This is a genomic window from Luteimonas sp. MC1782, from assembly GCF_014164605.1.
In the GTDB taxonomy this organism is placed as follows: Bacteria; Pseudomonadota; Gammaproteobacteria; order Xanthomonadales; family Xanthomonadaceae; genus Luteimonas.
The window spans coordinates 455,008-468,746 of record NZ_JACJFT010000001.1; the positions used below are offsets into that span (position 1 = coordinate 455,008).

Consider the following 13,739-nt stretch of genomic DNA (forward strand, 5'->3'; position numbering starts at 1 on the left):
CCGTGGCGGACGTGGCGCGTCAGCGCGCCATGTCGTTTGTGGCGGTGTCGTCGTTGGCGTCGATGTCGTCGTCGAATTCGCTGGCGAACTCCAGCGGCGCGTCCGCGTCGTGGCCGATGGCCAGCGACTTCACGTAGATCGGCGCCAGCGGCCCCTCCTGCACGATGTCGAGCAGGCGTTCCTTGGCAAGTTCGAGGATCGACAGGAACGTGACGATGATGCCCAGCCGGCCCTCGCGCGCTTCGAACAGCTGCTCGAAGCGGTGGAAGGCGCCATCTTCGAGGCGGGCCAGCAGCTCGCCCATGCGCTGGCGGACGCTGAGCGCGTCGCGGCGGATGGCGTGGCCGGTGAACAGTTCCGCGCGCTTGAGCACATCGTGCAGGGCCAGCAGCATTTCGCGCAGGTCCACCGGCGGCGGCAGGCGCACCGAGGCGCGCTCGGGTACGTGCGCGCTGGCCACGGTGGTGTCGCGGTCGAGGCGGGGCAGGGTGTCGATGTCCTCGGCGGCCTGCTTGAAACGCTCGTATTCCTGCAGGCGGCGCACCAGGTCGGCGCGCGGGTCGTCCTCCAGGCCTTCTTCGCTCGGCGGCCGCGGCAGCAGCATCCTCGACTTGATCTCGGCCAGGATCGCGGCCATCACCAGGTACTCGGCGGCCAGTTCGAAACGCAGGTCCTGCATGACCCCGATATAGGTCACGTACTGGCGGGTGATCTCCGCGACCGGGATGTCGAGGATGTCGAGGTTCTGGCGGCGAATCAGGTACAGCAGCAGGTCCAGCGGTCCTTCGAACGCCTCGAGGATGACCTCGAGCGCGTCGGGCGGGATGTACAGGTCCTGCGGGATCTGCAGCACCGCCTGGCCGTGCACCACCGCCAGCGGCATCTCCTGCTGCCGTGGACGCTCGTCGCCCGCCCGCGGTGCGGGAACGGCGGCGTCTGGCGCTTCGGCGGCGTTGGTGGCAGCTGGGGTCATCGGTGTTGCGGCCCCTCCGGGCCACTGGAACAAGAGGGAAGCGCACGCGGTGCGCTGCCTGGTGCCTCGGGTAAAAGTCTTGCGGCGGGAGCCGCGGCCTTGCTTCCGGACTCACGGCAGCTGCGCGCTACAACGCTGGGGCGTCGGCGGCGGTGGCCGGGTCGTCATCGGCGGGCCGGGAGGGGACAGGACGGGCGCGCTTGACGCCTCCGCTGCGTTCCGGCCTCGGAACTGGGCTTCAGGGTACGGGTAGCCGCGGTGGCTTGTCCAGCGCACCGATGAACCGCGTGCCCGGGCGTCGCCGCGCTAGCATGCACGCCTCCCTTTCCAGCACCGGAGCCATGGACCATGTGGTACGCCATCGAAGGTCGCGACGGACCGGATGTCCTCGCCAAACGCAACGCCGCGCGCGCCGACCACCTGGCCCGCCTCGAGCAGCTGCGCGACGAAGGCCGGCTGCTGCTGGCCGGTCCTTGCCCGGCGATCGACGCCGAGGATCCCGGGCCGGCCGGATACAGCGGCAGCATCGTGGTGGCGCGCTTCGCATCGCTGGACGAGGCGCGTGCCTGGGCCGATGCCGATCCCTACGTCGCGGGGGGCGTCTATGCGAGCGTCGAGGTCAGGCCGTTCCGCAAGGTGTTGCCCTGAGTCCGCACGCCGCCGCCCTGATCCGGTGAACCCGCGGGTGGCTGTTGCGACGCAGCATCGAGAGTCTTTGCCGACGCCTATGTAAACGCTTACATTGGGCTGCAGTCCCCTCCAGCACTGGATCCGATGGCTGTCACCATCAAGGATGTCGCCCGTGAGGCAGGGGTCTCGGTCGCCACGGTGTCACGCGCGCTGAACGGGCAACCCAACGTCACCGCCCCTGTGCGCGCGCGCGTGCTGCAGGTCGCCAGCGACCTCCGCTACAGCCCGCATCACGCGGCCCGCGCACTCAGCAGCCGGCGCAGCCACACCATCGGCGTGGTGTTGCCCGACCTGCACGGCGAATTCTTCTCCGAACTGATCCGCGGCATCGGCCAGGCGGCGCGCGCCCATGGCCTGCTCCTGCTGTTGTCCAGCGACCATGGCGACGCCGGCGAGCAGGGCGCGGCCCTGCTGGCGATGCGCGGCCGCGTCGACGGCGTGCTGGTGATGGCACCGACCGACGGTGGCACCCGGTTCCTGGCCGACTATCTGGCGCCGAACCTGCCCGCGGTGTTGATCAACACCCGTGACCCCGACGGGGTGCGCCCATGGGTCCGCGTCGACAACCATGGCGGCGCGCGCGCCATGGTGCGGCATCTGGTGGACGCCGGCCGCCGGCGCATCGCCTTCATCGCCGGGCCGACGCAGAACCATGACGCGCGGGAGCGCCTGCGCGGCTATCGCGAGCAGCTCGCGGCAAGCCTTCCCGATGCCATCCCGGTGGTGGTGGAGGGCGACTTCGACGAAGCTTCCGGCGCGCGCGCGGCGCGGATCCTGCTGGCGCAAGATCCGCGACCCGATGCCGTGTTCGCGGCCAACGATGCGATGGCGATCGGCTGCCTGCGTGCCTTTGTCGACGCGGGTGTGCAGGTGCCGGGCGAGATCGCGCTGGCTGGTTTCGACGACATCCCGCTGGCCCGCCACATGCACCCGGCACTCACCACCATGCGGGTAGACATCGCCGAGCTTGGGGCGTGCGCACTGGGCGTGCTGCTGCAGGTGCGATCGGAATGCGATCCCGGGGATGCCAGCGTGGGCGACGACAGGCGCACGGTCGCGCCGCAGCTCGTGGTCCGCGGGAGCAGCGTGCGCGCCATCGGCCGTGCGGCCGCGGGCATGGGCCGCAGCGCGAATGCCACATGAGTTGTCCCTGTCGCGCCCCCGCGCGGCAGTCCAAACCGGAAAGACCGCCCTGGGAGGGGAGACAGATGACTCGATTCCGCACGACATCCGGTACGTCGCAGCGCTCGCTGCTGGCGGCCGCCCTGGCCACCGCACTGCTGTTCGGCGCACCCCCGGCGCTTGCCCAGTCGACGGCCGCCACCATCCGTGGCCAGGTCATGCTCGATTCGGCGCCCGCCGTTGACGCCGAGGTCACCGCCACCAACCTCGCCACCGGGCTGCGCCGCACGGTGCGCGCCAGCGGAGGCCGCTACAGCGTGGCCGGACTGCCGCCGGGCGCATATCGCGTCGACGTGGCCGCCAACGGCCAGACCAGCAGCCGCGACGTGACGGTGCTGGTGGGCCAGACAGTCACGCTGGACCTGGGCGTCGGTGGCGTGGCCGAGGCGGCACCCGCGGGCGACGCGACGACCCTCGACACCATGACGGTGACCGCGCCGGTGCTGGTGGAGACGCGCACGTCCGAGGTCGCCACCTATGTCACCCAGAAGCAGATCCAGGCATTGCCGCAGGGCACGCGCAATTTCCTCGCGTTCGCCGACATCGTGCCCGGCATGCAGTTCTCGCAGGACAGCCAGGGCTCGACGCGCCTGCGTTCGGGCGCACAGGACGCCAGCGCGATCAACGTGTTCATCGACGGCGTGGGGCAAAAGAACTACGTGCTGCCGGGCGGCGTGAGCGGCCAGGACTCGACACGCGGCAATCCGTTCCCGCAGGCCGCGATCGGCGAGTACAAGGTGATCTCGTCCAACTACAAGGCCGAATACGACCAGCTGAGCAGCGCCGCGATCACCGCGGTGACCCGCTCCGGCAGCAACGAGTTCGGCGGCAGCTTCTTCTGGGACCTGACGTCGACCGACTGGCGCACGGGCACGGAGGGCGAGGAGGCGCGCGGCGAGAAGGACGAGTCCAGGGAGGAGCAGTACGGCGCGACCTTCGAGGGCCCGATCATCCGCGACCGGTTGCAGTTCTTCATCGCCTACGAGGCCAAGGAGTACGTTTCGCCGCGCGCGGTCGTGCCGGGGCAGGGGTTCAACAGCAGGCCGGGCGACCTGCCCGCGGAGCTGCAGCCGCTGGTGGGCACGTTCAGCGCACCGTTCAAGCAGGACATGTACTTCGGCAAGCTGACCTGGACCCCGGGTGATGCGCACCTGGTCGAGCTGACCGGCAAGGTCCGCGAAGAGACCGAGTTCAGCAACTTCGACGGCACCCGCACGCTGATGTACGGCAGCCAGAAGGACAACGACGACATGCGCGTCGACCTGCGCTACCAGTTCAGCGGCGAGCGCTTCCTCAATGATTTCCACGTCACCTACGAGGATGCGGCGTGGCGGCCGCGCGCCGCCACCATTGCGCCTGGCTACGTGCTCACGCTCGACGATCCGGGCGAGGTGATCCTGCAGACGGGGGGCGGGCCCGACTACCAGGACAAGGGCCAGAAGGGGTACTCGCTGCAGAACGACCTGACGCTCAACGCCTTCGACTGGGCCGGCAGCCACACGGTCAAGATGGGCGTCAAGTACAAGGACGTGGACATCACCGCGCTGGAGCAGAATCCATACAACGCCCAGTACTACTACGACATCGACCAGGACATCACGGTGCCGTACCAGGTGCGGTTCGGCGCGCCGCTGGGCGGCTCGGGCACGGGCAGCCTGACCACGTCGGGCAAGCAGTTCGGCCTCTATCTCCAGGACGACTGGGAGGTCAACGACCGGCTCACGCTCAACCTCGGGCTGCGCTGGGATTACGAGACCAACCCGGCCTATACCGACTACGTGACGCCCGGCGATTTCGTGGACGCGCTGCGCGCCTGGGACAACATCAACGCGCCCGGCTCGGGCATCGACATCGACGATTACATCAGCACGGGATCCGAGCGCGACGACTTCAAGGGCGCATGGCAGCCGCGGCTGGGCTTCTCCTACGACATGCGTGGCGACGAGCGCCACGTGCTGTTCGGCGGCGCCGGGCGCTCCTACGACCGCAACCTGTTCTCGCAGCTGGCGCTCGAGGCCACCAAGCACAGCTTCCCGCCCTATACCTACCGCTTCGACACGGCCGGGCACGGCTGCGACACGGCGGCGCCGACATGCCGGCCCTGGGATGAGAGCTTCTTCGACCGCGATGTGCTGCAGGCGCTGGTGACCGCCAACCCCAACCTCGGCGCGGAGCGCTACATCATGCACAACGACATCAAGACGCCGTACTCGGACCAGTTCAGCCTGGGCATGCGCAACCTGTATGGCCCCTGGATCACCGAGGTCACGCTATCGCACATCAGGAGCAACGACGGGCTGGTATTCCATCTCGGCAACCGCCGTCCGGACGGCGACTTCTTCGCGCCCGGCACGACGTGGGGACCGCCGTGGGACGACGCCGCGTTCGGCGTTCCCGGCTATGGCCGGCTCATCATCGGCACCAACGGCCTCGAAACCCGTGCCAACAGCCTGGCGCTGAAGATCGACAAGCCATATACCGCGTCGTCCGGCTGGGGCATGACCGTCGCCTACACGTTCACGGACGCGGAGCAGAACGCCAACACCACCTCCGGCGGCGCGTTCGATTATCCCGACCTGTCCGGCTTCGGCTGGCTGGCCACCACCGGTGTGCCCGAACATCGCATGGTGGCGACCGGCATCTACGACGCACCGGGCGGCATCACGCTGTCGGCCAAGCTGACGCTGGCGACGCCGAGCCCGCGCCAGGGCACCAACTGCCTGGCGGGCTGGGACGATTGCATCATCGATTACTACACGCCCGATGAAACGCTGGGCTTCAAGCAGTTCGACCTGGCTGCCACTCGCACGTGGCAGGCCGGTGATCGCTTCAGCTTCTACGTGCGCGGCGACCTGCTGAACGCCTTCAACTGGGTCAACTACGACGGCCGTGACGACTGGTTCGGGGCGCCCGGCGAGCCCAATCCGAACCTTGGCCGCGCGACCACCCAGCTGCTGCCCACGCGCACCTTCAAACTGTCGATGGGTTTCAACTGGTGAGGTCTCCGGCTTGACGCGGATGCAGTGGCCGGCTTCGTTGCGGGGGTTCTGCCTGGCGGCATGCGGACTGCTGCTCATGGCCTGTGGCCGCGAACAGCAGCAGGTGGAACCGCCGCGGCCGGGACCGATCGAGGAGGTCGTGGTCACCGCGCCGGCCGATCCGCGCGCGGTCGGACCGCCCGAGCTCACGCCGCTGTTCGCCGACATCGAGAAGCGCACCTTCCAGTTCTTCTGGGATACAACCAACGAAGCCAACGGCATGACGCCGGACCGGTTTCCGTCGCGCCCGTTCGCCAGCATCGCGGCGATCGGCTTCGCGCTGACGGCGTATCCGGTGGGCATCGAGAACGGCTGGATCAGCCGCCAGCAGGCCGTGGACCGCACCCTGCTCACGCTGCGCTTCCTGCGTGACGCACGGCAGGGACCGGGTGCGCGCGGCACCATCGGCCACAAGGGGTTTTTCTACCACTTCCTCGACATGCAAAGCGGGCACCGCTACGAGCCCTGGGTGGAGCTGTCCAGCGTCGACACCGGGCTGATGATGATGGGCGTGCTGTTCGCGCAGAGCTATTACGACCGCGACGACGCGCGTGAGCAGGAGATCCGCGATATCGCGGAAGCGCTGTACCTGCGCGTCGAATGGCCGTGGCTGCAGCAGCGGCCGCCGTTGATCTCGATGGGCTGGTATCCGGAGAACGGCTTCATCGAGCACGACTGGAGCGGCTACGACGAGGCGATGCTGGTCTACATCCTGGCGCTGGCATCGCCCACCCATCCGGTGGAGCCGGAGGCCTGGACGCAGTGGACGACGACCTACGACGACAGCTGGGGCATCTACCAGGGACAGGAATACCTGAGCTTCGCGCCGCAGTTCGGCCACCAGTACAGCCACGTCTGGATCGATTTCCGCGGCATCCGCGACGCCTACATGCGCGGGCGCGGCATCGACTATTTCGAGAATTCGCGGCGTGCGACCTACGCGCAGCGCTCCTACGCCATCGAGAACCCGATGGGTTGGGCCGGCTACGGCGCCGACATCTGGGGCCTGACCGCCAGCGACGGCCCGCAGCGTACCGAGCAGGTCTACGACGGTACGCCGCGCGAGTTCCGCCACTATTCCGCGCGCGGCGCCGGCATCGCGGTGGCCTTCGACGACGGCACCATCGCGCCGACGGCCGCGATCGGCTCGCTGCCGTTCGCACCGGAGCTGGTGATCCCGGCGGCCGAGGCCCTGCACGCGAACCATGGCGAGTACCTGTATTCCAGCTACGGGTTCCTGGACGCGTTCAATCCCAGCTTCAACTACGACGTGCCGCTCAAGACCGGACGCATCGTGCCCGGCAAGGGTTGGGTGGCAAGCGATTACATCGGCATCGACCAGGGGCCGATCCTGTTGATGATCGCCAACTACCGGAACGGCTTTGTCTGGGAGGTCATGAAGCGCAATGCGCACATCCGCCGCGGCCTGGAACGCGCGGGCTTCAGGGGCGGCTGGCTGGGCGAGGCGCAGGTGCAGGGCGCCATGCCGGCGGCCGAGACTGAACGCGAAACCGAAGACGACGCCGTGCTCGAACCGGCGACGCCCTGATCCGCAATGACCGCATGGCTCCGGTGTTTCCGCGTTCCCGCACCCCTCAGGGTGGTGATGCTGCTGGCCGTCGTGCTCGTCGCGGGCTGCGCGCGCCAGGACGATGACGTGCTGCGCTTCTGGGCCATGGGCCGCGAGGCCGAGGTGGTCACGGAGCTGATCGTCGACTTCGAGCGTGAGCACCCGGGCATCCGCGTCGAGGTGCAGCACATTCCGTGGTCGGCCGCGCACGAAAAGCTGCTGACCGCCTTCGCCGGCGACGGGCTCCCCGACATCTGCCAGCTCGGCAACACCTGGATGCCGGAGTTTGCGGCCCTCGGCGTGCTCGAGCCGCTGCAGGACCGCGTGGACGCGTCGCCGGTGGTGCGCGAGGACGATTACTTCCCGGGCATCTGGGGCACCAATGTCATCGACGGCACGCTGCTCGGCGTGCCCTGGTACGTGGACACGCGCCTGCTGTACTACCGCAAGGACATCCTGCGTGCGGCCGGCGTCGAACGGCTGCCGGTGACGTGGGAGGAATGGCGTGTGGCCATGGCCGCCGTCCAGCGTGAGGTCGGGCCCCGGCGGCACGCGATCCTCATGCCGCTCAACGAGTTCGAGCCGCAGGTGTCGCTGGCCCTGCAGCAGGACGCCCCGATGCTGCGCGACGACAACGGACGCGGCAATTTCAGCTCGCCCGGCATCGGGCGCGCGCTTGCGTTCTATGTCGACATGTTCGAACAGGGCTGGGCGCCGGCGGTGTCGGAAACCCAGATCTCCAACGTCTGGGACGAGTTCTTCAAAGGCAGCTTCGCGTTCTACCTGTCCGGTCCCTGGAACATCCGCGAGTTCCGTCGTCGCGAGCCGCCGGCGCTTGCGGGTGAGTGGGGCACGATGGCCCTGCCGGGACCCGACGGCCCGGGCGCCGGCATCGCCGGCGGCACCAGCCTGGTGCTGTTCCGCGATTCGCCGCGCAAGGAGGCGGCATGGAAGCTGGTCGAGTATCTTTCCCGCCCCGATGTCCAGAAGCGCTTCCACGCGATGATCGGCAACCTGCCGCCGCGGCGCAGCACCTGGGAGGATCCGGCGCTGGCCAACGATGAACTCTCGCGCGCCTTCCGCGACCAGCTCGAGCGCGTCGAGCCGACGCCGCAGGTGCTGGAATGGGAGCGCATCGCGCAGGAGCTGCGTCTTGCCACCGAGCGCGTCGTGCGCGGCCGCGAATCGCAATCCGAGGCCATGCGCCGGCTCGACGCCAAGGTCGACGACATCCTCGCCAAGCGGCGCTGGGTACGCGCGCGCAAGGCGGAGGCAGCGCCTTGAACCGCGCCGCGCTGGCCGGGTGGCTGTTCGCGGCGCCGGCGCTGCTGGTGCTCGGCGTGTTTTTCGCGCTGCCCGTCCTGTCGGCGCTGCTGCTCAGCCTCACCGACTTCGATCTCTATGCGCTGGCCGAGCCTGGCAACCTGCGCTTCGTGGCGCTGGGCAACTACATCGACCTGCTGCAGACGCCGCTGTTCTGGAAGGCGCTGTGGAACACCAGTTACTTCGTGGTGGTGGGCGTGCCGCTGTCGGTGGCGGTGTCCCTGGGCGCGGCGCTGCTGCTGAACTCGGGGCTGGCGCGCGCCAGGGCGTTCTTCCGCACCGCGCTGTTCGCGCCGGTGGTCACCACCCTGGTGGCGGTGGCTGTGATCTGGCGCTACCTGTTCCATTCCAGTTACGGGCTGGTGAACTGGGTGCTGGGCCACGTCGGCATCGGCCCGGTCGACTGGCTGGGCGATCCGGCCTGGGCCATGCCAACCATCATCCTGTTCGCCGTGTGGAAGAACTTCGGCTACAACATGGTGATCTTCATCGCCGGGCTGCAGGCGATCCCGGTGGACCTGTACGAAGCCGCGCGCATCGACGGCGCCTCGCGCTGGCGCCAGTTCCTGCACATCACCCTGCCGATGCTCGGGCCGGTGCTGCTGGTGGTCGGGGTGATCACCGTCTCCGGCTACTTCCAGCTGTTTGCCGAGCCTTACGTCATGACCCGCGGCGACCCGCTGCAATCGACGGTCAGCGTGCTGTATTTCATGTTCGAGGAAGGCTTCAAGTGGTGGAATCTCGGGCGCGCTTCGGCGGTGGCGTTCATGCTGTTCCTGGTGATCCTGGCCGTGACGACACTGCTGCTGCGCATCGGGCGACGTCGGGGGCTGGTATGAGCCGCGGCGTGGGCGAAGCGCGTAGCGCGGTGCTGCTGGTCAACGGCGCGCTCGCCGTGCTGGCGCTGCTCAGCCTGGCGCCGCTGGCGTGGATGGCGTCCGTGTCGTTCATGCCGGCCGGCGAGGCCAGCGGGTTCCCGCCGCCGCTGGTGCCGTCGCAGGCCACGCTGGCGAATTACCACGCGCTGTTCGCGCGCACCGGCATGGCACGCAATTTCGCCAACAGCCTGCTGGTGTCCGTGGCGATCACCGCGGGTTCGCTGCTGGTCAACACCATGGCCGGTTACGCCTTTGCCAAGCTGCGCTTCCGCGGCCGCGAGCGCGTGTTCCAGATGCTGCTGGCGGCGCTGGTGGTGCCCGCGCAGGTGGCGATGCTGCCGCTGTTCCTGCTGATGAAGGAACTCGGCCTGGTCAACAGCTTCGGCGGCGTGATTTTCCCGGCGCTGGCCTCGGTGTTCGGCATCTTCCTGGTCAGGCAATACGCGCGTTCGATCCCGGACGAACTGCTGGAAGCCGCGCGCATTGACGGCGCCGGCGAGCCGCGCATCTTCTTCCAGGTGGTGCTGCCGATGCTCAAGCCGGTGCTGGTGACGCTCGCCATCTTCACCTTCATGGGCTCCTGGAACGACTTCATGTGGCCGTTGATCGTGCTCACCGAGCAGGCGAACTACACGCTCCCTGTGGCGCTGGCGTCGCTGTCGCGCGAGCACATCATGGACGTGGAGATGATGATGGCCGGCGCGGTGGTGACCGTGCTGCCGGTGCTGCTGCTGTTCCTGGCGCTGCAGCGCTACTACATCCAGGGCCTGCTGCTGGGCAGCGTAAAGGGGTGATTGCGGTGCCGAAGAACGTGCTGTTGCGTGCGGTGCTGGCCGTGGCCGGCATGGCCGCGTTTCCGGCGGTGGCGCAGGAGGTGCTGTCCACGCGCGTGCTGGATGATTTCTCCGATCCCGCGGCATGGCGCGTGGTCACCTCCAACCAGGTCAGCGGCACGATCCGCCAGGTCGACGGCGCCGATGGCGCGGCACTGTGCCTCGACTACGACTTCAACGGCGTCTCCGGCCATGCAGGCATCCAGCGCGATCTGGCCATCACCTATCCCGGCAACTACCGCTTCGATCTGCAGCTGCGCGGCAACGCGCCGGCCAACGACCTGCAGTTCAAGCTGGTGGATGCCAGCGGCGACAACGTGTGGTGGGTGAACCAGCCGAAGTACGAGCTTCCCAGGCGCTGGACCCCGGTGCGCCACAAGGCGCGCCACGTGGTGCGCGCCTGGGGGCCGGATGCGGATCCGGCGCTGCGCGCCAGCAGCCGGATCGAGTTCACGGTGTACAACAACGTCGGCGGGCGCGGATCCGTGTGTTTCGATGCGCTGACCTTCAGCGAACTGGCGCCGGTCGATGCCAGCCCGTTGTCGGCCGCGGCGTCGGCCACGGCGGGCGATGCCGCGGCGGCGGTCGACGGGAATACCGCGACTGCATGGCGCGCCGCGAACGTCGCGCCGGCCGGGCAGCGGCTGGTGCTCGATCTCGGCAGCATCCGCGAATTCGGCGGGCTGGTGCTCGACTGGCTGCCCGGCGCACAGGCCGCGCGCTACGACGTGCAGTTGTCCGACGACGGCCTGGTTTGGCGCGATGTGCGCAACGTGGCGGGCGGCAACGGTGGGCGCGACTGGATCGCGCTGCCGGAGGCCGAGGCGCGCTACCTGGCGCTGGACCTGCGCGCGGGACCAGGCGACCGCTTCGCGCTGGCCGCGGCGCGCGTGCAGCCATTGGCCTTCTCGGCGCACGCCAATGATTTCGTGAAAGCGGTGGCCGCCGACGCACCGCGCGGCTGGTTCCCGCGCGGCTTCAGCGGCGAGCAGCCGTACTGGACGATCGTCGGCCTTGACGGCGGCCTGCAGCAGGGCTTGATCGGCGAGGACGGCGCGATCGAGGTGGGCAAGGGCGGTTTCAGCCTCGAGCCGTTCGTGACCGTGGACGGCAAGCTCGTGACCTGGGCGGATGCGGCGCCTCGCCAGTCCTTGCAGGACGGCTATCTGCCGGTGCCGAGCGTCGACTGGCGGCATGGGGACATGGCGCTGCGCATCACCGCCTTCGCGCAGGGCACGCCGGCCGCCTCGCAGCTGGTGGCGCGCTACCGGCTGGCCAATACGGGTGCCCGCGCCCGCGAATTCACGCTCGCGCTGGCCGCGCGGCCGCTGCAGGTCAATCCGCCCGCGCAGTTCCTCAACACGCTGGGCGGCGTGAGCCGCATCCAGTCGATCGCGGTGGATGGCGGCACCATCAGCGTCGCCGGTGTGCCGCGCGTGTTCGCCAAGCAGGTGCCGACCGCCGCGTTCGCGACCTCGTTCGATGCCGGCATGGCCGTGTCCCATCTCGCGGGCGGCAAGCTGCCAGCGGCCACGCGCATCGATCGCGATCCCACGGGGCTTGCATCGGCGGCACTGGTCTATCGCATGCGCCTGGCGCCCGGCGAGGTGCGAAGCATCGAGGTGATGGTGCCGATGACCGGCGGTAGCGGACCGGCGCGGCGCTGGTGGGATGCCGATTCGCTGCAGCAGGAGGTCGCCGCTGGCTGGCGCGGCAAGCTCGACCAGGTGCGGCTGGACCTGCCGCCGCAGGGCCAGGTGCTGGCGGATACCCTGCGCACGGCGCTGGCGCACATGCTGATCAGCCGTGTGGGACCGCGCCTGCAGCCCGGCACGCGCGCCTATGCGCGCAGCTGGATCCGCGACGGCGCGATGATCGCCGAGGGACTGCTGCGGCTGGGGCGTGATGATGCGGTGCGCGAATACCTGGAGTGGTACGCACCGCACCAGTTCGACGACGGCATGGTGCCGTGCTGCGTCGACGACCGTGGCAGCGACCCGGTACCGGAGAACGACAGCCACGGCGAGCTGGTGTTCACCATCGCCGAATACTGGCGCTACAGCGGCGACCGCGCGTTCCTGGAGCGCATGTGGCCGCACGTGCGCGGTGCGTTCGACTACATGGAACGCCTGCGCGCGAGCGAGCGCACACAGGCCAACCGCGCGCGCAACCCGGCCTTCTACGGAATGATGCCGGCGTCGATCAGCCACGAAGGCTATTCGGCCAAGCCGATGCATTCCTACTGGGACAACTTCTGGGCGCTGCGCGGCTACAAGGACGCGGTGGTGGTGGCGGAGGCCCTCGGCCACCTGGATGACGCCGCGCGCATGGCCACCGCGCGCGACCAGTTCCGCGAAGACCTGGATGCGTCCCTGCGCGCCGCTGCGCGGCTGCACGGCATCGACTACCTGCCCGGTGCCGCGGAACTCGGCGACTTCGATGCCACATCGACCACCATTGCGCTTGCGCCGGGTGGCGAGCAGGGGCGGCTGCCCACCGACCTGCTGCACAACACGTTCGAGCGCTACTGGCGGGAATTCAGCGCGCGCCGCGACGGCACGCGCGAGTGGACCGCCTACACGCCGTACGAGTGGCGCAATGTCGGCGCCTTAGTGCGCCTGGGCTGGCGCGAGCGCGCGCAGGAAGCGGCGCAATGGTTCTTCGCCGACCGCGCGCCGCCGGCCTGGAACCAGTGGGCCGAGGTGGTCACGCCCACGCCGCGCACGCAGTTCTTCCTCGGCGACCTGCCGCACGCCTGGGTGGCGTCGGACTTCGTGCGCTCGGCGCTGGACATGTTCGCCTACGTGCGCGAGGTCGACGACAGCATCGTGCTTGCGGCCGGGGTGCCCGAGGACTGGCTGGCGCATGGCGTTGCCATCCACGGCCTGCGGACGCCGCAGGGCACGCTCGGCTACGCGCTGCGCCGCGAAGGCGAGGCGCTGGTGCTCGAGGTCGCGGACGGCCTGCAGCCGCCGGCGGGCGGTCTTGTCCTGCCCTGGCCCTGTCGCGGGTCCACGCCCGGTGCCACGACCATCAACGGCGTGCCGGCTGCGTGGCAGGACGGCGAGCTGCGCATTCGCGAGCTGCCCGCACGCGTGGAGGTGGCGCTGCGCTGAGTCCCGCGGCCACATCCCGATCACGTCGCGGCGGATAGAACAGGCGGTGCCGCGCCATCGCGGCGCGAAAACCTGGAGCCCGCCCTGGCCACCGTCGATCCGTCCGCGCCCCTGTCGCCGCATGCCACCGCCTGGT

Annotated in this window: 9 protein-coding genes; 8 read left to right on the top strand and 1 reads right to left on the bottom strand. The window is 69.2% G+C overall.

The window, feature by feature from the left end; genetic code table 11:
- Window positions 1–19 precede the first annotated feature (19 nt).
- On the bottom strand, window positions 20–973 hold the full coding sequence (locus tag H5368_RS02280; RefSeq protein WP_182820935.1) for a ScpA family protein: 954 nt from the start codon (window positions 971–973) through the stop codon (window positions 20–22).
- Between the two features lie 348 nt (window positions 974–1,321).
- Between H5368_RS02280 and H5368_RS02285 the strand changes: the two genes are divergently transcribed.
- The 8 genes from H5368_RS02285 (at window position 1,322) to H5368_RS02320 (ending at window position 13,603) form a co-directional block, all read left to right on the top strand.
- Window positions 1,322–1,621: a YciI family protein gene (locus tag H5368_RS02285; RefSeq protein WP_182820937.1), complete on the top strand. Its 300-nt coding sequence runs from the start codon at window positions 1,322–1,324 to the stop codon at window positions 1,619–1,621.
- A gap of 126 nt (window positions 1,622–1,747) precedes the next feature.
- On the top strand, window positions 1,748–2,806 hold the full coding sequence (locus H5368_RS02290; RefSeq protein WP_182820939.1) for a LacI family DNA-binding transcriptional regulator: 1,059 nt from the start codon (window positions 1,748–1,750) through the stop codon (window positions 2,804–2,806).
- A gap of 65 nt (window positions 2,807–2,871) precedes the next feature.
- A complete protein-coding gene (locus H5368_RS02295) occupies window positions 2,872–5,844 on the top strand; it encodes a TonB-dependent receptor (RefSeq protein ID WP_182820942.1) in 2,973 nt (990 codons plus the stop codon).
- 76 nt (window positions 5,845–5,920) lie between these two features.
- Window positions 5,921–7,432: a glucoamylase family protein gene (locus H5368_RS02300; protein ID WP_255486426.1), complete on the top strand. Its 1,512-nt coding sequence runs from the start codon at window positions 5,921–5,923 to the stop codon at window positions 7,430–7,432.
- 57 nt (window positions 7,433–7,489) lie between these two features.
- Window positions 7,490–8,737, top strand: a complete 1,248-nt coding sequence (locus tag H5368_RS02305; RefSeq protein WP_255486296.1) for a sugar ABC transporter substrate-binding protein — start codon at window positions 7,490–7,492, stop codon at window positions 8,735–8,737.
- On the top strand, window positions 8,734–9,615 hold the full coding sequence (locus H5368_RS02310) for a sugar ABC transporter permease (protein WP_182820946.1): 882 nt from the start codon (window positions 8,734–8,736) through the stop codon (window positions 9,613–9,615). Before H5368_RS02305 ends, H5368_RS02310 begins: the two co-directional genes overlap by 4 nt.
- A complete protein-coding gene (locus tag H5368_RS02315; RefSeq protein ID WP_182820948.1) occupies window positions 9,612–10,448 on the top strand; it encodes a carbohydrate ABC transporter permease in 837 nt (278 codons plus the stop codon). The genes H5368_RS02310 and H5368_RS02315 overlap by 4 nt, the downstream gene beginning before the upstream one ends.
- A 50-nt stretch (window positions 10,449–10,498) precedes the next feature.
- Window positions 10,499–13,603 carry a discoidin domain-containing protein gene (locus H5368_RS02320; protein ID WP_182823672.1) on the top strand — a complete coding sequence of 1,035 codons (3,105 nt, stop codon included), beginning with the start codon at window positions 10,499–10,501 and terminating at the stop codon, window positions 13,601–13,603.
- The last annotated feature ends 136 nt before the right edge of the window (window positions 13,604–13,739 follow it).